General features: G+C 67.8%; 17 protein-coding genes and 1 pseudogene. 12 read left to right on the forward strand and 6 right to left on the reverse strand.

Annotated features, from left to right (window positions below; all coding sequences use genetic code 11):
* The first annotated feature begins 4 nt into the window (after positions 1-4).
* Together A5767_RS02020 and A5767_RS02025 are read left to right on the forward strand one after the other, a co-directional pair.
* Positions 5-1639 carry a long-chain-fatty-acid--CoA ligase gene (locus A5767_RS02020; RefSeq protein ID WP_064851532.1) on the forward strand — a complete coding sequence of 545 codons (1635 nt, stop codon included), beginning with the start codon at positions 5-7 and terminating at the stop codon, positions 1637-1639.
* Between the two features lie 118 nt (positions 1640-1757).
* Entirely contained in the window at positions 1758-2279 is a 522-nt protein-coding gene (locus A5767_RS02025) for a DUF3253 domain-containing protein (protein WP_064851533.1), read from the forward strand.
* Positions 2280-2295: 16 nt separating this feature from the next.
* Here the strand turns inward: A5767_RS02025 and A5767_RS02030 are convergent.
* From A5767_RS02030 to A5767_RS02045, 4 genes and pseudogenes are all read right to left on the reverse strand, one after another.
* Positions 2296-3035, reverse strand: a pseudogene (locus A5767_RS02030) (nitronate monooxygenase); the annotation flags it as partial.
* Positions 3036-3128: 93 nt separating this feature from the next.
* Positions 3129-4349 carry a CaiB/BaiF CoA transferase family protein gene (locus A5767_RS02035; protein ID WP_064851534.1) on the reverse strand — a complete coding sequence of 407 codons (1221 nt, stop codon included), beginning with the start codon at positions 4347-4349 and terminating at the stop codon, positions 3129-3131.
* Between the two features lie 274 nt (positions 4350-4623).
* Positions 4624-5736 (reverse strand): NAD(P)H-dependent flavin oxidoreductase, encoded by a 1113-nt coding sequence (locus tag A5767_RS02040; protein ID WP_064851535.1) that lies wholly within the window; start codon positions 5734-5736, stop codon positions 4624-4626.
* Between the two features lie 8 nt (positions 5737-5744).
* Positions 5745-7412, reverse strand: a complete 1668-nt coding sequence (locus A5767_RS02045; RefSeq protein ID WP_019290099.1) for an acyl-CoA synthetase — start codon at positions 7410-7412, stop codon at positions 5745-5747.
* A 45-nt stretch (positions 7413-7457) separates the two neighbouring features.
* Here A5767_RS02045 and A5767_RS02050 point away from each other — a divergent pair, with 45 nt between their 5' ends.
* Together A5767_RS02050 and A5767_RS02055 are read left to right on the forward strand one after the other, a co-directional pair.
* Complete coding sequence (locus A5767_RS02050; RefSeq protein ID WP_231913097.1) at positions 7458-8357, forward strand: crotonase/enoyl-CoA hydratase family protein; 900 nt, start codon at positions 7458-7460, stop codon at positions 8355-8357.
* A 141-nt stretch (positions 8358-8498) separates the two neighbouring features.
* Positions 8499-10028: an AMP-binding protein gene (locus A5767_RS02055; RefSeq protein ID WP_006551910.1), complete on the forward strand. Its 1530-nt coding sequence runs from the start codon at positions 8499-8501 to the stop codon at positions 10026-10028.
* Positions 10029-10104: 76 nt separating this feature from the next.
* On the opposite strand, the gene A5767_RS02060 is transcribed toward A5767_RS02055, so the two are convergent.
* Positions 10105-11142: an LLM class F420-dependent oxidoreductase gene (locus A5767_RS02060; RefSeq protein WP_064851536.1), complete on the reverse strand. Its 1038-nt coding sequence runs from the start codon at positions 11140-11142 to the stop codon at positions 10105-10107.
* A gap of 90 nt (positions 11143-11232) precedes the next feature.
* Here A5767_RS02060 and A5767_RS02065 point away from each other — a divergent pair, with 90 nt between their 5' ends.
* Genes A5767_RS02065 through A5767_RS02095 form a run of 7 tightly spaced genes read left to right on the forward strand, consistent with a single transcriptional unit; the run spans position 11233 to position 17663 of the window.
* Entirely contained in the window at positions 11233-12204 is a 972-nt protein-coding gene (locus A5767_RS02065) for a Zn-ribbon domain-containing OB-fold protein (protein ID WP_064851537.1), read from the forward strand.
* 13 nt (positions 12205-12217) lie between these two features.
* Positions 12218-13279: a thiolase domain-containing protein gene (locus tag A5767_RS02070; protein WP_064851538.1), complete on the forward strand. Its 1062-nt coding sequence runs from the start codon at positions 12218-12220 to the stop codon at positions 13277-13279.
* A complete protein-coding gene (locus A5767_RS02075) occupies positions 13279-14454 on the forward strand; it encodes a thiolase domain-containing protein (RefSeq protein ID WP_064851539.1) in 1176 nt (391 codons plus the stop codon). The genes A5767_RS02070 and A5767_RS02075 overlap by 1 nt, the downstream gene beginning before the upstream one ends.
* 8 nt (positions 14455-14462) lie before the next feature.
* Positions 14463-15344, forward strand: a complete 882-nt coding sequence (locus A5767_RS02080) for a TIGR03619 family F420-dependent LLM class oxidoreductase (protein ID WP_064851540.1) — start codon at positions 14463-14465, stop codon at positions 15342-15344.
* Positions 15341-15754: a nuclear transport factor 2 family protein gene (locus A5767_RS02085; RefSeq protein WP_064851541.1), complete on the forward strand. Its 414-nt coding sequence runs from the start codon at positions 15341-15343 to the stop codon at positions 15752-15754. Before A5767_RS02080 ends, A5767_RS02085 begins: the two co-directional genes overlap by 4 nt.
* A 10-nt stretch (positions 15755-15764) precedes the next feature.
* On the forward strand, positions 15765-16337 hold the full coding sequence (locus A5767_RS02090; protein ID WP_064851542.1) for a nucleotidyltransferase family protein: 573 nt from the start codon (positions 15765-15767) through the stop codon (positions 16335-16337).
* A gap of 60 nt (positions 16338-16397) precedes the next feature.
* Positions 16398-17663, forward strand: a complete 1266-nt coding sequence (locus tag A5767_RS02095; RefSeq protein WP_064851543.1) for a hypothetical protein — start codon at positions 16398-16400, stop codon at positions 17661-17663.
* A gap of 82 nt (positions 17664-17745) precedes the next feature.
* Here the strand turns inward: A5767_RS02095 and A5767_RS02100 are convergent, their stop codons facing one another.
* Entirely contained in the window at positions 17746-18999 is a 1254-nt protein-coding gene (locus tag A5767_RS02100) for a cytochrome P450 (RefSeq protein ID WP_064851544.1), read from the reverse strand.
* Positions 19000-19179: 180 nt separating this feature from the next.
* On the opposite strand from A5767_RS02100, the gene A5767_RS02105 reads away from it, so the two are divergent.
* Positions 19180-20343 (forward strand): steroid 3-ketoacyl-CoA thiolase, encoded by a 1164-nt coding sequence (locus A5767_RS02105; protein WP_033096885.1) that lies wholly within the window; start codon positions 19180-19182, stop codon positions 20341-20343.
* Position 20344: the final 1 nt, after the last annotated feature.

Here is a 20344-nt window from a genome sequence, read left to right on the forward strand (position 1 = left end):
TCGCATGTCTGCCTTCACCGTCACCGAACTGCTCGAACGACTCGCCGACGTCGACGATCGAGGACTGCGCTTCGAGGAGACCGAGCTGTCCTGGCGCGAACACGTCGCACAGTCCCGGCGACGCGCCGCATTGCTGCGCGACCTGCTCGACGGCCCGGCACCGAAGCACATCGGGATCCTCATGGACAACGTCCCGGAGTTTTCGTTGCTGCTCGGCGCCGCGGCCTTCTCCGGTTCGGTGGTGGTGGGCCTGAACACGACCCGGCGCGGTGCGGCGCTCGCCCGCGACATCGCGCTCGCCGACTGCCGGGTCGTGTTCACCGAGGCCGCACATGCGTCACTGTTCGACGGTGTGGATCTCGGCGACGTGCGGGTGATCGATGTCGACTCCCCCGAGTGGACGGCGATGCTCGCCCCGTTCACCGGCACGGTCGTGGAGACTGCCGCGCATTCCCCCGACGACCTGTTCATGCTGATTTTCACGTCGGGCACGAGCGGCGACCCGAAGGCCGTGCGGTGCACGCACCGCAAGTTCACCGATCCCGCGACGATGCTCGCCACGCGGTTCGGTCTCGGCTCCGACGACACCGTGTACGTGTCGATGCCCCTGTTCCACTCCAACGCGATGATCGCCGGCTGGTCGGTCGGACTCGCCGCGCGCGGCAGCATCGCCCTGCGTCGCCGGTTCTCGGCGTCGGGTTTCCTTCCCGACGTCCGCCGTTACGGCGTGACCTTCGCGAACTACGTCGGCAAGCCGCTGTCGTATGTGGTGGCGACTCCCGAGCAGCCCGACGACCACGACAACCCGCTGCGCATCGTGTACGGCAACGAGGCGTCGGCCGCCGACGTCACCGAGTTCACGCGGCGCTTCGGCGCGCGGGTGGTCGACGGGTTCGGCTCGACCGAGGGCGGCATCGCGATCGCGTCGGCACCCGACGTCCCGGCCGGCGCCCTCGGTCGGCTTCCCGAGGGCATCGAGATCCTCGATCCCGAGACGGGGCGACGCTGCCCTCCGGCGGTGTCGGACGCGAACGGCAGGATCACCAACGCCGACGCCGCGACGGGCGAGCTCGTCAACGTGCGCGGTGCCGGTCTGTTCGACGGCTACTACAACAATCCCGAGGCCGACGTCGAACGCCTCCGCGACGGGCGCTATCACAGCGGCGACCTCGCCTACCAGGACGAGAACGGTTTCGTGTACTTCGCCGGGCGCAGTTCGGGCTGGCTCCGGGTGGACGGTGAGAATCTCGGTGCGGCGCCCATCGAGCGCATCCTGATGCGGTACGAGGGCTTCGTTCAGGTCGCGGTGTACGGGGTGCCCGACCGGCAGGTCGGCGACCGCGTGATGGCCGCCGTGATTCCCGCTGCGGATTCCGACTTCGATCCCGCCGCTTTCGCGCGTTTCCTCGATGCACAGACCGATCTCGGCCCCAAGCAGCTGCCCACCCTGATCCGTATCTGCCGCGAATTCCCCCGCACCGCGACCTTCAAGGTCCTGACCCGTTCTCTCGCCGCCGAACGCTGGTCCTGCAGCGATCCGGTGTGGCTTCGGGAACGTGGCGATTCCGAATTCCGGCTGTTGTCGGACGAACTGGCGCAGCTTCTCGAACCGGCCTCCCTCGGCACTTCTGCGCGATAGCGTCGTCGCCCCTCGGCCGACGCGCCCCCGCGCGTACAGTTGTGCCGCGGCGGTGGTTGTTCGGCGACAAGTCCGGAAGGACTTCCGTCGCCGTCGAGTCGAGTGACGGGCGGGACCGATGGACACCGACGGGTCATCCGGAGGGGCGGAGCGCACGCCCGACGGCAGATATGTGGTGGTGAACGGGCGGCGCTGGCGTGCCACCGACCCCACGATTCCTGAACCGTTGCAGAAGCAACTCGTGGCGGAGTTGATGCGCGCTCGGCGTCTCGTGAAGAGCGACGGCGACTCCGCACGGCACCGCGTCCAGGACGCGAAGGTCGCGCTCGGCGAACGCGGGCATCCGTGGTGGGAACCACGCGACGAATATGCGGATCGTGAACGGCTGGCGGCCACGATCTGCGCGCTGCTCCGGGAACGGAATCCGTCCACCATCTGTCCCAGCGACGCCGCGCGGGTCGCGGGTGGCGACTCGTGGCGCGACCTCATGGACGACGCACGCTCGGTGGCCGCCGAACTCGAACGCAGCGAACACGTGGTGATCACGCAGAAGGGCGAGCCGGTGGACATGGAGACGGCACGAGGTCCGATCCGGATTGCACCCGGACCGAACCTCGAGCACCCTCGTCCCTCCCCGTGAGACGAATCCGAGCGGATCAGACGCTCGCGGCCTCGTTCAGCTTCTCCAGCGTGCCGGTCGCCTCGAGGTACTCCTGCACCCAGCGTTCGATGACCGCGGAGGTCTTGTCGACCTTCGTGAACTGCCCGACGACCTGACCGACGGGGTTGAACGCGACGTCGACCGACTCGTCGGGGTACTTGTGAGTGGCGGCGACGGCCATGCCGGAGACCATGTACTGCAACGGCATTCCGAGGGGCTTCGGGTTGCCCTCCTGCTCCCACGCCTCAGTCCAGTCGTTGCGGAGCATGCGGCAGGGCTTGCCGGTGAACGAGCGGCTGCGGACGGTGTCGCGGCTGCTCGCCTTGATGTAGGCCTCCTGCTGCACCGGGGTGTTCTCGGCCTCCTCGACCATGAGCCACTGCGAACCGGTCCACGCACCCTGGGCGCCGAGCGCGAGCCCCGCGGCGATCTGCTGGCCGCTGCCGATATCTCCGGCCGCCAGCACCGGGACCGGCGCGACCTCCTTGACGACCTGCGGCCACAGCACGATCGAGCCGACCTCACCGCAGTGCCCGCCACCTTCGCCGCCCTGGGCGATGATGATGTCGACACCGGCGTCGGCGTGCTTGCGGCCTGCTTCGGCGAACCGCACAGCGCCGCGACCTTGCGACCGGCTTTGTGGATGTGCTCGATCATGTCGGCCGGCGGGGTGCCGAGTGCGTTGGCGATGAGCGTGACCTTCGGATGCTGCAGCGCCACCTCCACCTGCGGGGTGACCTTGCGCGGAAGGCACGCAACAACGGACGAAGGCTCGCAACACCGGTAGTGACTGCCGACGTTGCGAGCCTTCGCCTCGCGTTGCGTACCTCAGATGATTCCGCGCTCGCGCAGTTCCTTCTGCTCGATGTCGCTCAGTCCGAGGATCTCGCCGTAGACCGCCGCGTTGTCGTATCCCGCGACGGGCGGGCCGGCACGACGCACCGAACCCGGCGTCCCGGTGAGCGTCGGCACCACACCGGGGCCGAGTACGTCTGCGCCGGTGCGCTCGTCGTGATGCGGAACGATCATGTCCCGTGCCTGGAACTGCGGATCGGCGACGACCTCCGCGACGGTGTTCACCGGCCCGGACACCACACCCGACGACGACAGGTGCGCCAGCAGGTCGTCGAGCGTCCACGTCGCCGCCCACTCGCCGATGAGGGCGTCGAGCTCGTCCTGGTTCACGCCGCGCGCGAGGTGGTCGGCGAAGCGCGGGTCGCCGGCGAGCTCGGGGCGCTCCATCGCCGCGCACAGGCGACGGAAGACGGTGTCCTGGTTGGCGGCGATGACGATCCACATGTCGTCGGACGTCCGGTACAGGTTCGACGGGGCGATGCCCTCGAGCCGGGTGCCGGAAGGGCCGCGGACGACGCCTGCGACGTCGTAGTCGGGGATCACCGATTCCTGGATCGCGAGGCACGCCTCGGTGAGCGCCACGTCGACGACCTGCCCGCGTCCGGTCCGTTCGCGGCCGAGCAGCGCGGCGAGGATGCCCTGCACGGCGAACATCCCGGCGAGGGAGTCGCCCAGGGAGAGCGCGAGTCGCGGGGGCGCCTGCCCGGGATAGCCGTTCAGGTGCCGCAGACCGCTCTCAGCCTCGGCCACGGACGCGTAGCCGGCCTGCCCGGCCTTGGGACCGGTCTGCCCGTATCCGGAGACGCGAGCCAGCACGATGCCCGGATTGATCTCGGAGAGCAGGTCGTAGCCGAGCCCCCACTTCTCGAGCGTGCCGGGACGGAAGTTCTCGACCACCACGTCGGACTCGGCGACGAGACGCCGGAACAGTTCCTGCCCGTCGGGCGCCCGCAGATCGAGGGTGATGCACCGCTTGTTGCGGGCGTGCACCGTCCAGAAGAAGCGGTGCCCGTCCCGTTCGCCCTGCCCCCAGGTGCGGAGCGGGTCGGGCCGCTTCGGGTCCTCGATCTTGATGACGTCGGCGCCCATGTCGCCGAGCAGGCGTCCTGCATACGGCCCGGCGATCAGGGTGCCCAGTTCGAGCACCCTGATGTCCGCGAGCGCTCCGGTTGCCTGCGACTCGGCCTGTGTCACTGCGTCTTCCGTCCTCTGCTCGGTAACCGAGGTGAACGGCCTCCTCCTCGGTGAACGCTTCGAGTCCGCTGCGGTGCGGTTCACGACCGGTACCGCTCGCGTCACGTCCACCCCAGGGTAGTGCCGGATCGGGCACACCTCAGCCGTCGACCCCCACCTCCGACCGCCGCTGCCCCCTGTCCGGCGACACCCCGGCCGACGCAGATCCCGGAAAGGGACGGTGCCCGGGGCGGATCACTCCACCCCGGGCACCTGCCACCCCACCACTGTGGTCCTATCGCGCCTCGTTCAGCCGATCGACGGCCTCGTCGTAGCCCCGCACGAGGTCGGCCATGATCTCCGCGACGGGACGGATCTCGTTCATCCGCCCCACCACCTGCCCGACCGGCATCGCGACGGCCTCGGGGTCATCGGCCGCCGACATGCGCTGATGCGCCTCGCTCACCAGGATGTTCTGTAGCGGCATCGGCAGCGGTTCGGGCGCACCGGGTTTCGACCACGCCTCCGTCCACTTGGTCTTGAGCAGACGCGCGGGCTTTCCCGAATAGATCCGCGACCGCACGGTGTCGGACGAGCTCGCTCCGAGCAACGCGCGCTGGATCGACGACGGACCGTGCGCGGCCGCCCCGAGCTTGTACTCCGAGGTGGTGAGCCAGTACGAACCCATCCACACACCGGAGGCGCCGAGGGCCAGCGCCGCCGCGACCTGCCGTCCCGATCCCACACCACCGGCGGCGAGCACTGCCGCGGAATCGCCGAGCGCATCGACGATTTCGGGCCACAGCACCATCGATGCGATCTCACCCGTGTGCCCGCCGGCCTCGTAGCCCTGCGCGATCACGATGTCGACACCGTTCTCGACGTGCCGCTTCGCGTGCTCGACCGCACCCGCGAGTGCCGCGACCGGCACTCCCTTCTCGTGCGCGAGGTCGATGACGTCCTTCGGCGGCGACCCCAGGGCGTTGGCGATCAGGGCGGGCCGGTGTGCGAGTGCCACGTCGACGTGCGAACGCGCGACCGAATGCAGCCAGCCCAGAACACCGCTCGCCTTGCCGACGTCGCCGGACAGCGGCGGCACACCGAGTTCTTCGAGCGTGCGGTTGACGAAGGCACGGTGTTCGGCGGGGATCAGTTTGTCGAGGTCCACCGCGGTGCCCTCGGTGGGCACCTTGGCGGGCATCACGATGTCGACGCCGTACGGTTTGCCGTCGGTGTTCTCGTCCATCCAGGTCAGGACGGCGTCGAGTTCCTCCGGGTCGTTGAACCGCACACACCCGAGGACACCGAGTCCACCCGCGCGGCTGATCGCCGCCGCGACGTGTTCGGAAGGCGTGAATCCGAAGATCGGATACTCGATACCGAACTTCTTGCTGAGGCCGGTCTGCATGCGTCCTTCTATCCCGTCGCCGCGGCGCCGTTGCCGTCGCCGTTGTTGTAGACCTCGTCGGCCGGACGCAATCCGGTCTGGTCCTTGGCCCACCGGTAGTCGGGCTTGCCGGCCGGCGACCGCTTGATCTCGTCGACGAACCACACCGCGCGCGGCACCTTGTACCCTGCGATCTTCGACCGTGCCGTCGTCATGAGTTCGTCGAGCGTCGTCTGCTCGCCCTCGCGCAGGGCGACGACGGCGCAGACCCGCTCGCCGAAGCGCTCGTCCGGCACACCGACCACCAGGGCGTCGAAGACCGCCGGGTGCTGCTTGAGTGCGCCCTCGACCTCTTCGGGGTAGACCTTCTCGCCGCCGCTGTTGATCGAGACCGAACCGCGGCCGAGCATTGTGACGGTGCCGTCACCCTCGACTCGCGCGTAGTCACCGGGGATCGAGTAGCGGATCCCGTTGTACTCGCGGAAGGTCGCCTTGGTCTTGGCTTCGTCCTTGTAGTAGCCGAGCGGGATGTTGCCGGTGCGCGCGACCATGCCGACCTTTCCGGAACCCGGTTCGATCGGGTTGCCGTCGTCGTCGAGGACGGTGGTCGACTCGTCGATCTTCACCGTGGGGCCGCCGCCGAGGGTCTTGCCCTTCTCGGCGATGCCGATGCCACCGAAGCCGGTCTCGGACGAGCCGATGGAGTCGGTGATGATCTTGCCGGGCAGCAGGTCGAGGAAACGGTCCTTGATGGACGGGGAGAACAGGGCCGCACTCGATGCCATGGCGAACAGGGTCGAGAGGTCGTAGGGCTGACCGGTTGCCGGGTTGCCCTCCTCCAGTGCGTCGAGCATGGGGCGGGCCATGGCGTCGCCGGTGATGAAGATGACGTTGACCTTGTGGTCGTCGATGATGCGCCACACCTCGTGGCCCGAGAACTCGGGGTGCATGACCACCTTGCCGCCGCTGAACAACGACTGGAACAGCGCCCACTGGGCGCCACCGTGGATCATCGGCGGGATGGGATAGCGCACGAGACCGGGATTCTCGGCGCCCTCCTTCGCCAGCTGCCATTCGTCCTTGACCCATTCCCCGGTCATGAAGTTGATACCGCCGCCGAGGACGCGCCACACGTCCTCGTGACGCCACATCACGCCCTTGGGGTGACCGGTGGTGCCGCCGGTGTAGAGCATGTAGATGTCGTCGGCGCTGCGGTCTTCGAAGTCGCGTTCCGGGTTGCTCTGCGCCAGTGCCGCTTCGTATTCGATGCCGCTATAGGCCGAGAAGTCGACGTCGGTGCCGTCCTCGACCACCACGACGGTCTTCACCAGCGGAGTGTTCGGCAGGACGTTCGCGACCTTGTCGGAGTAGCGACGTTCGTGGACGAGCGCGACCATGTCGGAGTTGTCGAAGATGTACTGCAACTCGTTCTCGACATAGCGGTAGTTGACGTTGATCATGATCGCGCGGATCTTGAAGACCGCGATCATCGCCTCTACGGCCTCGATGGTGTTGCGCGAGTAGATGCCGACCTTGTCGCCCGGCTTCACACCTTGTTCGCGCAGGTAATGAGCAAGTCGGTTGGCTCGTTCCTCCAGCTGTGCGTAGGTGACCTCACGTCCGTCCGAGGCCAGCGCGACGCGCTCGGGAACGAGGTCGATTGCGTGTTCGACGAGGTCTGCGATGTTTAGGGCCACGCTGACAAAAGTAGAACGTGTTACCGTTTCTGACAAGACCTGAATATGATCCAGTTCACAATCCTGCGAGGAGTCCCGCCAGTGTCCGCTACCGAAGCCCCCGGCGCAGCCGATTCGGACATTTCGTCCCGCGCACCGCATTGCCTCGTCGAGCAACGCGGCCACGTTCTGATCGTCACTCTCAACCGCCCCGAGGCACGAAATGCGCTGTCCGGCGAAATGATGGCGATCATGAACGAGGCCTGGGATCGCGTCGACAACGATCCCGAGATCCGCGTCGCGATCCTCACCGGCGCCGGTGGAGCGTTCTGCGCGGGTGCCGATCTCAAGGCCATGAATGCAGCGCCTCCCGGAGACAAGTTCGAGCAGGGCGAGCGGAGCGACGGGAAAGGCAACGACGGGGGCTGGGACCTGTCGCGTCTGCCGGCGTTACTGAAGGGCCGCCGCCTGACGAAACCGCTCATCGCGGCCGTCGAGGGCGCCGCCATCGCCGGTGGCACCGAGATCCTGCAGGGCACCGACATCCGTGTCGCCGGCGAGAGCGCGAAATTCGGCGTCTCCGAAGCGAAGTGGGGACTGTTCCCGCTCGGCGGATCCGCCGTGCGCCTCGTCCGGCAGATCCCGTACACGATCGCCGCCGACATCCTGCTCACGGGCCGCCACATAAAGGCCGCCGAGGCCAAGGAGATCGGGCTCATCGGCTACGTCGTCCCCGACGGCACCGCACTCGACAAGGCCCTCGAGATCGCCGAGACGATCGCGAACAACGGCCCGGTCGCCGTGCAGGCCATCCTCCGGACCATCCGCGACGCGGAAGGTCTGCACGAGGAGGAGGCGTTCCGGATCGACGCCGAGCTCGGCGCAGCCGTCTTCAAGAGCGCCGACGCCAAGGAGGGGCCGCGGGCGTTCGCGGAGAAGCGCGCCCCGAAGTTCTCGGGTTCCTGACCTGCGCCACTGTGGACCGCACTCCCACCCGTGAGAGCACGGTCACAACCATCTCCTTAGCTCTGCTACATTGTCGGCCGTGATCCAGACCACAAGATCACAGTGTTCGTCGAGGCGATGTCGAGGCAATGAGGAGCCCCCATGTATCCAGGAGTCCACGCCCGCACCGCCCCGGACAAGCTCGCCGTCGTCCTGGCCGACAGTGGCCGGAGCCTGACCTACCGCGAACTCGACGACCGGTCAGCGGCGCTCGCCCGAGTGCTGCACGATGCCGGGCTCCGCCCCGGCGACGTCGTCGCCCTCCTCACCGACAACCGGCCGGAGGCATTCGAGGTGTTCTGGGCCGCAATGCGGTCCGGGCTGTACATCACGGCGGTCAACAGCCACCTCACCGCCGGCGAGGTGGCGTACATCGTCGAGGACAGCGGCGCGAAGGCCCTGATCGTCTCGACGACGCTGGGTGAGCTTTCCGAACAGGTCGGCGAGAAGGTCACGATCGGTTCCGCGCGACTCGCGTTCGGCGGCGCCGTGCGCGGTTTCGAGTCGTACGAGGACGCCCTCGCCGGGGCCGGTCCGCGGCTCGAGGAGGAACCGTGCGGCGCCATCATGCTGTACTCGTCCGGAACCACGGGCTTCCCCAAGGGAATCCAGCCGGATCTCCCGGAACGTCGCGTCGACGAACCCGGTGAGCCGCTGGTGACGGTGGCGCAGTTCCTCTTCGGCCTCACCGACTCCGACGTCTACTACTCCCCCGCCCCGATCTATCACGCAGCGCCTCTGCGCTGGGGTGGGGCGATCCACGCGCTCGGCGGCACGGTGGTCCTGGCCGAGAAGTTCGACGCCGAGACCGCGCTCCGGCACATCGAGGAGCACAAGATCACCGCCGGGCAGATGGTGCCGACGATGTTCGTCCGCATGCTCAAGCTCGACGACGAGATCCGTGCCCGCCACGACCTGTCGAGTCTGCGCGTGCTCGTCCACGCCGCCGCGCCGTGCCCGCCGGAGGTCAAGCGGTCGATGATCGACTGGCTCGGACCGGTGATCTACGAGTACTACAGCTCCACCGAGGCCAACGGGATCACGTTCATCAACAGCCAGGAATGGCTCGAACACCCGGGTTCGGTCGGCAAGAGCGTGCTCGGGCCCGCGCACATCTGCGACGAGGAAGGGCGGGAACTCCCGGCCGGTGAGGTGGGGACCATCTACCTCGAGTACGAGAAGGTTCCGTTCTCGTACCACAACGATCCCGAGAAGACCGCGGCGTCGCAGCATCCCGAGCATCCCACCTGGACCACGGTCGGCGACCTCGGTTACCTCGACGAGGACGGTTACCTGTATCTGACCGACCGCAAGTCGTTCACGATCATCTCCGGCGGAGTGAACATCTATCCGCAGGAGATCGAGAACGTGCTCGCCCTGCACCCGGCCGTCGAGGACGTCGCCGTCATCGGCGTACCCCATCCGGAGATGGGCGAGGAGGTCAAGGCCGTCGTGCAGGTGTCGTCCGGTGCCACCACATCACCCGATCTCGCCGACGACCTCATCGCGTACGTCCGCGAGCGGGTCGCCCACTTCAAGGTGCCGCGGTCGGTGGACTTCGTCGACGAACTGCCCCGCACCCCCACGGGCAAGCTGGTGAAGGGCAAGCTGAAGGCGGCCTACGCCTCCTGACGCCACACGCGGCGGGCGGAAGCCGTCCTCACGGAACGGTTTCCGCCCGCCGTGGCGTTGGCCCAGTACCACTGGTCTAGCGCAACACCACGTCGGCGATCGTGCGCACCTGGTCGACGTCACGGCATCCGACCAGGAGCATCGTCACGCCGGCCTCCTCCCACCGCTTCACGCCTTCGCGTACCTCGTCGGCGTTCCCGGCGATCATCGTCTCGGTGACCATCTCGTCCGGGATCGCTGCCGCTGCTTCGTCCTTACGGCCGGCACGGAACAGCGCGGTCACCTCGTCGACCACGGCCTCGTATCCCATCCGCCGGTAGACCTGCGCGTGGAAGTTCAACTCCGGCGCGCCCATTCCCCCGACGTACAGTGCCGTCACCGGTTTCATCGCCGCGATCGTCCCTGCGCGGTCGTCCGTGATCACCACCTGGCAGGTCGCCGCGATCTCGAAGTCCTCGCGGGTGCGCCGGGCGCCCGGCCGGGCGAACCCCTCGTCGAGCCACTCGTCGTACATCGGCGCTAGGCGCGGGGTGTAGTAGATCGCGAGCCAGCCGTCGGCGATCTCGGCGGTGAGCGCGACGTTCTTCGGACCTTCGGCACCGATCCAGATCGGGATGTCCGACCGCAGCGGATGCGTGATGGGCTTGAGCGGTTTACCGAGCCCGGTGGATCCGGTGCCTGCGTAGGGCAGCGGGAAGTGCGGTCCGTCGCCGGTCACCGGCGCTTCGCGCGCGAGCACCTTGCGGATCACGTCGACGTACTCGCGGGTCCGTGCGAGGGGCTTGGCGAACGGTTGCCCGTACCAGCCCTCCACCACCTGTGGCCCCGAGACGCCGAGGCCGAGGATGTGTCGGCCACCCGAGAGGTGATCGAGCGTGAGCGCGTGCATCGCGCAACTCGTCGGTGTGCGTGCGGAGATCTGCACGACGGACGTGCCGAGCCGCACCCGCTCGGTGGACGAACCCCACCAGGCGAGCGGAGTGAACGCGTCCGATCCCCACGATTCGGCGGCGAAGACGGCGTCGAATCCTTCGGCCTCGGCCGCAGCAACGAGTTCCGGTGCGTTCGAGGGCGGCTGAGCACCCCAGTAGCCGAGTTGCAGTCCCAGTTTCATTGGACGCCTTTCCTGTCGGGCGAATCGTGGAGAGATGCAGTTCGCGCGCCGCTCTTGCCAGCACCACTAGAACCTGTTCTACTCGAAATTGTGAGCCTGGGAAAGAGCACGGTTGCCGAGCCACCGCTGAGCGCACCGCTGAATCTGAAGTTCGACTACACACGATCCACCGGGCCGACCGTCGGAGCCTTCGTCACCGGATTGCGCGACGGCCGCATTCTCGGCGCCCGCGGATCCGACGGACGGGTCCTCGTCCCACCCCCCGAATACGACGCGGTCACCCATGAACCGCTCACCGATGTCGTCGAGGTCGGACAGACCGGCACCGTGGTGAGCTGGACGTGGAACGCCGAGCCGTTGCCCGGACAGCCCTTCGACCGGCCGTTCGCGTGGGCGCTGATCCGCCTCGACGGAGCCGACACGACGTTGCTGCACGCGGTCGACGTCGCGTCGCCGGACGAGATCGCGACGGGTCTGCGTGTGCGCGTGCGCTGGGCGGCCGAGCGCACCGGCGCGATCCACGACATCGAGGCCTTCGAACCCGGCGAGGCGACGATCACCGTCGCAGCGGCCGAGGGTGATCCGGTCACGATGATCACCACTCCCGTCGACCTGGACTACCGGCACTCGGCCTCCCCCGAGGAATCCTGGTACCTGCGAGGGTTGAAGGACGGCAGGATCATCGGTGGCCGCACCGGCCCGGGCGGGAAGGTCTACGTGCCCCCGCGCGGTGCTAGCCCCACCGACGGCGTACCGACGAAGGAACCCGTGGAAGTGTCCGACAAGGGCATCGTCACCACCTTCTGCATCGTGAACGTGCCATTCCTCGGCCAGCAGATCGAGCCGCCCTATGTCGCCGCCTACGTACTGCTCGACGGTGCCGACATCCCGTTCCTGCACCTGATCCTCGAATGCGATGCGTCCGAGGTGCGGATGGGCATGCGTGTCGAAGCGAAATGGCGTCCTCGCGAGGAGTGGGATCACACGCTACGCAACATCGAGTACTTCCGTCCCACCGGCGAACCCGACGCCGACTACGACACCTTCGAACACCACCTCTGAGAGCGGCGGACACATGACAGACATTGCAGTCGTCGGCTTCGCGCACGCTCCGCACGTGCGCGAGACGTTCGGCACCACCAACGGCGTCGAGATGCTCGTCCCGTGTTTCCAGGAGCTGTACGGCAAGCTCGGCATCACCAAGTCCGACATCGGTTTCTGGTGTTCGGGTTCCTCCGATTACCTTGCCGGACGAGCATTCTCGTTCATCTCGGCGATCGATGCGATCGGCGCCGTCCCGCCCATCAACGAATCGCATGTCGAGATGGATGCGGCCTGGGCGCTCTACGAGGCGTGGGTCAAGCTCATCACCGGTGAGGTCGACACCGCCCTCGTGTACGGCTTCGGCAAGTCCTCGGCCGGCACTCTGCGCCGAACCCTGTCCCTGCAGCTCGATCCGTACCTCGTGGCCCCTCTGGGCGTCGACTCCGTCTCGCTCGCGGGCCTGCAGGCCCGCCTGGGTCTCGGATCCGGTAAGTGGACCGACCGCGAGATGGCGGAGGTCGCGGTCCGTAGCCGCGCCGCCGCCAAGGACAATCCCAAGGCGCAACTCTCCGGCGACTTCGACATCGACGAACTGCTCGCCCAGCCGTACATCGCCGACCCGTTGCGTAAGCACGACTGCGCCCCCGTCACCGACGGCGCGGCCGCGATCGTCCTCGCGACCGGCGACCGGGCGCGCGAGCTGTGCGAGAACCCGGCGTGGATCACCGGGATCGAGCATCGCACCGATTCACCGAACTTCGGCGCACTCGATCTGACCGTCTCACCCTCGACCCGGGCCGCAGCGCAGGCCGTCACCGGCGGGGACACCGCCTTCGACGTCGCCGAGTTGCATGCACCGTTCACGCACCAGGAACTCATCCTGCGCGAGGCGATCGGCCTGGGCGAGTCGACGATGATCAACCCGTCCGGTGGGCCGCTGACGGGCAACCCGATGTTCTCCGGCGGTCTCGAGCGCATCGGTTACGCAGCGCAGGCGATCATGGACGGCACCGCCGGACGTGCACTCGCGCACGCGACGAGCGGTGCTGTGCTGCAACAGAATCTGGTAGCCGTTCTGGAGGGACGCAACTGATGGCGAAGCAACCCGCAGCTGTCCTCGGAACCGGGCAGACCCATTACGTCGCCAAGCGGCACGACGTGTCGATGTCCGGCCTCGTCCGCGAGGCGATCGACCGCGCCATGACGGACGCCCAGATGGGCTGGGACGACATCGACGCCGTGGTGATCGGCAAGGCCCCCGACCTGTTCGAGGGCGTCATGATGCCCGAACTGTCGATGGTCGACGCCATCGGCGCCACGGGCAAGCCGATGCTGCGCGTGCACACCGCCGGGTCCGTCGGGGGCTCGACGGCGAACGTCGCGGCAAGCCTCGTCCAGGCCGGCGTGCACCGCCGGGTACTCGCGGTGGCCTGGGAGAAGCAGTCCGAGTCGAACGCGATGTGGGCGCTGTCCACACCGGTCCCGTTCACCATGCCGGTCGGTGCCGGCGCGGGCGGCTACTTCGCGCCGCACGTCCGTTCGTACATCCGCCGGTCCGGTGCGCCCGAGCACATCGGGGCGATGGTCGCGGTCAAGGACCGCCTCAACGGCGCGAAGAATCCGTACGCGCATCTGAAGCAGCCCGAGATCACCCTCGAGAAGGTGCAGGCCTCGCAGATGCTGTGGGATCCGATCCGGTACGACGAGACGTGCCCGTCGTCCGACGGTGCGTGCGCGGTCGTGCTCGGCGACGAGGACACCGCGAAGGCCGCCGAGCAGGCCGACCGCCGGGTGGCGTGGATCCATGCCACGGCGATGCGCACCGAACCCACCACCTACGCCGGGCGCGATCAGGTGAATCCGGAGGCCGGACGGGTCGCTGCCGCAGCACTGTGGAAGCAGGCCGGTATCACCGATCCGCTCGGCGAGATCGACTGCGCCGAGATCTACGTGCCGTTCTCGTGGTTCGAGCCGATGTGGCTCGAGAACCTCGGTTTCGCGTCCGAGGGGTCGGGGTGGAAACTCACCGAGGCCGGCGAGACGGCGATCGGCGGTCGGCTTCCGGTCAACATGTCCGGCGGCGTGCTCTGCTCCAACCCCATCGGGGCATCGGGCATGATCCGGTTCGCCGAAGCCGCGATCCAGGTGATGGGCACGGCGGGAGATCACCAGGTGGACGGTGCCCGCAAGGCTCTCGGACACGCCTACGGCGGTGGTTCGCAGTACTTCTCCATGTGGGTCGTGGGCTCCGACCGGCCCACGAACTAGGAGGCGGCATGGTCTCGTTCACCGTCGGGGTCGCGATGACCCCGCTCGACCAGCTCACCGGCATCGCGCAGACCGCCGAGGAATGCGGATACACCTCGATCGCCTTGCCCGATTCGCTGTTCTACATGGAGAAGCAGACGGTTGACTATCCGTACACCCCCGACGGTTCGCGGATGTGGACGCCCGACACCCCGTGGGTGGATCCGCTCATCGCCGCGGCGTCCATGGCGGCCGCCACGTCGACGATCCGGTTCTACACGCAGGTGCTCAAGCTCGGTTCGCGCAATCCGGTGCTACTGGCCCGGCAGGTCGGTTCGGTCGCCAACCTCACCGGCAACCGATTCGGTCTCGGTGTCGGGATCGGATGGGCGCCGGAGGAATTCGAGTGGTGCGGCGTCCCGTACACCAAGCGCGGCAAGCGCGTGGACGAGATGATCGACGTGCTGAAGCTGATCCTCGGCGGCGGCATGGTCGAGCACCACGGCGAGTTCTACGATTTCGACCGGCTCCGGATGAGCCCCGCCCCCACCGAACCGGTGCCGTTCTACGTCGGTGGGCACACCGATGTGGCGCTGCGGCGCGCGGCGCGGGTCGGGGACGGGTGGACGTCGGCGATGATCGAGTACGACGATCTCGTCGAGGTCATCACCCGACTGCGCGAGTTGCGCGCCGAGTACGGCCACAGCGACGAGCCGTTCGAGATCCAGGCCGTGTGCGTCGACAGGTTCGGCAGCTCCGGTTATGCCGAACTCGCCGACGCCGGGGTCACCGACATCATCGTGGTGCCGTGGATCTTCGACGGGCACGGATTCGACTCGCCGCTCGAGGCGAAGCAGGAATCGCTGCGGAAGTTCGCCGATAAGTACATCCACCGAAAGGACGGGGCATGAGCGAGGAACATCCGGCGCGCGTGGCGGCCCGGGCGTCGCAGGCGGCGGCGAGCGACAAGCGCAAGGACGAGTGGCTCGCACTGTTCACCGAGGATGCGTGCGTCGAGGATCCCGTCGGTCCGTCCGGTTTCGACCCTGAGGGCAAGGGGCACCACGGACACGAGGCGATCGCGAAGTTCTACGACATGACCATCGCGAACACCGACAAGCTCGAGTTCCTCGTCGACGACGTGCTGGTGTGCGGCAACGAGTGCGTCAACATCGGCACGATCCGCACCACGATGGCGGGCAATCTCATCGACGCGGAGGGCGTGTTCGTCTACCGGGTCGACGACGACGGCAGGATCGTGTCGCTGCGTGCGTTCTGGGAAGTGGATCGCGCGATGAAGACTCTGCGGCCGGTCTCGTAGCATCGGCGGTATGCCGACCGCCGGAATCGTTCTCGCAGCAGGGGACGGCTCGCGGTTGGGTGGGCGCGCGAAGGCGTTGCTCCCCCACCGTGGCCGTCCCCTGCTGCATACCGTCGTCGATGCACTGCTCGGCGGTGGCTGCGACGAGGTCGTGGTGGTAGTCGGGGCGTTCGGCGACGAGGTCGCCGCCGCCTGCCCGGCCGGCGCCACGGCGGTGCACAATCCCGACTGGTCCGACGGCATGTCGACCTCCCTGCGCCATGGGGTCGACGCCGCGCGCACTCACGACCGGGTTGCGCTCACCGTCGTCGATTTTCCCGGCATCACGGCCGATCTGGTGCGCCACGTCCTGGACGAGCACCGGCCGGGCACGGTCACGCTCCCCGTCTTCGGAGATCACCCCGGTCATCCGGTGGTCTTCGACATCGCCGACGCGCTCGGCGCCGCCGCCGACGCCACCGGTGACGAGGGCGCGCGGTCCTTCCTCGCCCGCAATCGTGAACGCGTGCGGCGTCTCGACTGCACCGGGCTCGCCGACCCCGGAGACGTCGACACCTCCGAGGATCTTCGCCGCCTGACCTGATCGCATCGTCGCCCGGCGTGTCGGCGCCGCGTCCCGGTGACCGCTCGGAGAAGGTAGGGGGTGCCCTCCTGGATTCTCTACGCACTCGCAGCCGTCGGCAGTTTCACCGCCGGAACCGTCCTCGCCGCGCCGAGCGTCGACACCTATCCACTCGATACCGGGTTCGGTTTCGGTGCCGTGGAGACTTCGGGTATCACCGCGTCTGCCACGGGAGCGCTCGTCGCCGCGTCGATCGCGCTGTGGTTACGCCACCGGGTGGGCGCGCTCGGCGCCGTCGTGGCCGGAGCCGCACTCGTGGCGGTCGTCGCCCTGCCGGGTGCGTGGCGGTTCGACATGTACGTCTCGGCGGTCGGTGTAGGCCTGGTGCTCGGTGCCCTCGTCGTCTGCTGCGCCCGAACTGCGGGCACCCGGCTCCCCGCGGTGATGACCGGTGGCGTCGTTGCCGCGCTGCTCACCGCGGAACCCGTCGCGGAATACCGGGAGTTCGCGGCTTCCTCGTCCGGAAGCGCCGTGTACCTCGAGGTGTCGGTGCAGCCCGCCAACACAGTGTGGACGGTTCTCTCGGTGACTGTCATCGCGGTGGCAACAGCGGCTCTCGTGATGCGTGCCGGTGCTCCCGATTCGGTCGACGAACGACGATGGGATGTGAGGGAAACGGTGGTCGGTATCGGCCTACCGCTCGTCGCCGTCGTGCTGTATCGGTCTCTTCACAGTGCCGTGTGGTCTCCGGATGCGAATCCCGGCGGGAACGGGCGATGGCTGTGGGGCATCGTCGCTGTCCCACTCGTGATCGGTGCTGCCCTGTGGCTGCGCGAGAGAAGCGGAGCGGTCCTGCTCGCCGCCTTCGCGGTGGCCGTCGCCGCGGGTACCGCTCCCTCGTGGATTCCCGGCGGATGGCTCCTGCCGGCCGTGATGGTCGTGCTCGCCGCCGTCGGCGCGTGGCTGGGCCGTCGCGCGCCGAGGCCGATGGCCGGAGTGGGCGTGCTCGCGTTCGTCACGATCACGGCGATCTTCACTCGTGCGCCCTGGGACAACGTCCACCTCTTGGCGACCTTCTTCGTTCTTCCGGTGGCAGCCGCGTACACGATCAGCGCGGCACTACCGTCGACGAGCGCGGTCACCGCCGCGTCCTTCTCGCTGCCCGCCGTGATGGCGTTGCCTCTGCTCACCCGATTCGGATGGACCGCCTACACGCCTCTCACCGATTCTCCGTCCGGGTGGACGCCGGACTCGTGGACGGTTCTCACGACCGGTGTATCGGTAGCCGGTGTGCTCGCGGCGGGGGCCGCGATGTGGTGGATCGGCCGCAGGTCCGAGGTCCTGTAGACGACACGGGATGTGCGAGGTCCCCGGACGCGCAGGGGCGCCCGGGGACCTCGATGTTCGGTTCGGTCGGTGTTCGGTTCGGTCAGTGCTGGACCGGGCACCCACCCGAGGTCTTGTAGTCGACCTGGAACTCCTTGATGCCGTTGAGCCAACCCGACCGCAGACGGTGCGGGTCGCCGATCTTGGTGATGTCCGGGATGTGGTCGGCGATCGCGTTGAAGATCAGGTCGATCTCCATACGTGCGAGGTTCGCGCCCAGGCAGTAGTGCGCGCCCGTTCCACCGAATGCCAGGTGCGGGTTAGGATCACGAAGGATGTCGAACTCGCGGGGGTTGTCGAACACTTCTTCGTCGTTGTTGGCCGACGCGTACAGCATGACGACGCGATCGCCCTTCTTGATCGTCTGCCCGCCGAGTTCGGTGTCCTCGAGGGCGGTGCGCTGGAACGACGTGACCGGGGTGGCCCAGCGGATGATCTCGTCGGCGGCGGTCTTCGGCCGGTCGCGCTTGAAGATCTCCCACTGCTCCGGATTGTCGAGAAAGGCCGCCATGCCGTGGGTGATCGCGTTGCGGGTGGTCTCGTTGCCGGCCACCGCGAGCACGATGAAGAAGAAGCCGAACTCCTCGGGAGCGAGTTCGTCACCGTCGATGTCGGCCTCGATGAGGGTGGTGACGATGTCGTCGGCCGGGTTCTCCTTGCGGGCCGCGGCCATCTGGTAGGCGTACCCGAGGACTTCCATGGACGCTGCCGCCGGATCGGCGGTGTTGTCCGGATCGTCGTAGCCCGTCATCTGGTTGGACCACTCGAAGATCTTCGCGCGGTCCTCCTGCGGGACGCCGATGAGGTCGGCGATGGCCTGCAGCGGCAGTTCCGCGGCGATCTGCGTGACGAAGTCGCCCCGACCGGCCTGGCAGGCCTCCTGGACGATCATCTTGGAGCGACGGTCGAGCTCGTCGCGCAGGCCGTTGATCGCACGGGGCGTGAAGCCTCGGGCGACGAGTTTGCGCAGCTTGGTGTGCTCGGGGGCGTCCTTGTTGAGCAGGACGTGACGTTGCAGCTCGACGGCCTCACGAGGAATGTCGTCGTTGAACCGCGGAATCGCAGTGTTCTCCCAGTTGGAGAACACGTCGCTCCGGCGGGAGACCTCTCGGACCTCCTCGTGCCGGGAGACAACCCAGAAACCCTCGTCGTGGAAACCACCGACGTCGGGAGACTTCTTGTTCCACCACACCGGTGCCGTCTTACGCAGTTCCGCGAACTCTTCGAACGGCATACGGTCTGCGTACAGATCGGGATCGGTGAAGTCGATGTCTTCGGGGATGTTCGGCTGCGCCACTGATATCTCTCCTGCCCTGGCGAGTACCGCTCGCGTGATTTGTAACACGTTCTAGAACCATTCAAACACAGGCGCGCCGCGCGACCAAGAGATCTGCACGTCCCGTGGATAATCGAGTTCTGTTGCCTCTCGGAGAAACCTGTTCTATTTTGCGAAGAACGTAGGAGAAAGGAGCCCGAAGTGGGCACACCAGTCATCGTCGAGGCCGCACGGACCCCGATCGGCAAGCGGGGTGGATGGCTCGCGGGCCTGCACGCTGCCGAGATCCTGGGCGCCGTCCAGGCCGGACTCGTCGAACGCGCCGGCATCGACGCCGAGCTCGTCGAACAGGTCATCGGTGGCTGCGTCACCCAGGCGGGCGCCCAGTCCAACAACATCACCCGCACCGCATGGCTCAACGCGGGGCTGCCCTGGCAGGTCGGCGCGACCACCATCGACGCCCAGTGCGGATCGGCGCAGCAGGCCAATCACCTCATCGCAGGCCTCATCGCCACCGGCGCCATCGACGTGGGCATCGCCTGCGGCATCGAGGCGATGACCCAGGTGCCCCTCGGCGCCAACGTCGGCGACCAGGCGGGCCCGCGCCGGCCGGAGTCCTGGAGCATCGACATGCCCAACCAGTTCGAGGCCGCCGAACGCATCGCGCGGCGCCGCGGCATCACCCGCGAGGACGTCGACGCACTCGGCGTGCGCTCACAGCAGCTCGCGAAGCAGGCCTGGGACGAGGGCCGGTTCGACCGCGAGGTGCTGCCGGTCGTCGCACCCGTCGTCGACAAGGAGGGCAACCGCACCGGCGAGAAGGCGACCGTCACCCGCGACCAGGGTCTGCGCGAGACGTCGGCCGAGTCGCTGGCGAAGCTGAAGCCCGTGCTCGAGGGTGGCATCCACACCGCCGGCACCTCGTCGCAGATCTCCGACGGAGCCGCGGCCGTGCTGCTCATGGATTCCGACCGCGCGAAGGCACTCGGACTGAAGCCGCGGGCGCGGATCGTCGCGCAGGCTCTCGTCGGCGCCGAACCCGAGTTCCACCTCGACGGCCCGGTCCAGGCCACCGCGAAGGTTCTCGAGAAGGCGGGCATGAGCGTCGGCGATCTCGACCTGTTCGAGGTCAACGAGGCGTTCGCGTCGGTGCTGCTGTCCTGGGCCCAGGTGCACGGACCCGACATGGACAAGGTCAACGTCAACGGTGGCGCGATCGCGCTCGGCCACCCCGTCGGATCCACCGGCTCCCGCCTCATCACCACCGCGCTGCACGAGCTCGAGCGGCGTGACGCGTCGACCGCTCTGATCTCGATGTGCGCCGGTGGAGCGCTGGCGACGGGCACCATCATCGAGCGCATCTGAC

Origin of the sequence: Rhodococcus sp. 852002-51564_SCH6189132-a, from assembly GCF_001665495.1 — a bacterium.
Taxonomy (GTDB): domain Bacteria; phylum Actinomycetota; class Actinomycetes; order Mycobacteriales; family Mycobacteriaceae; genus Rhodococcus; species Rhodococcus pyridinivorans.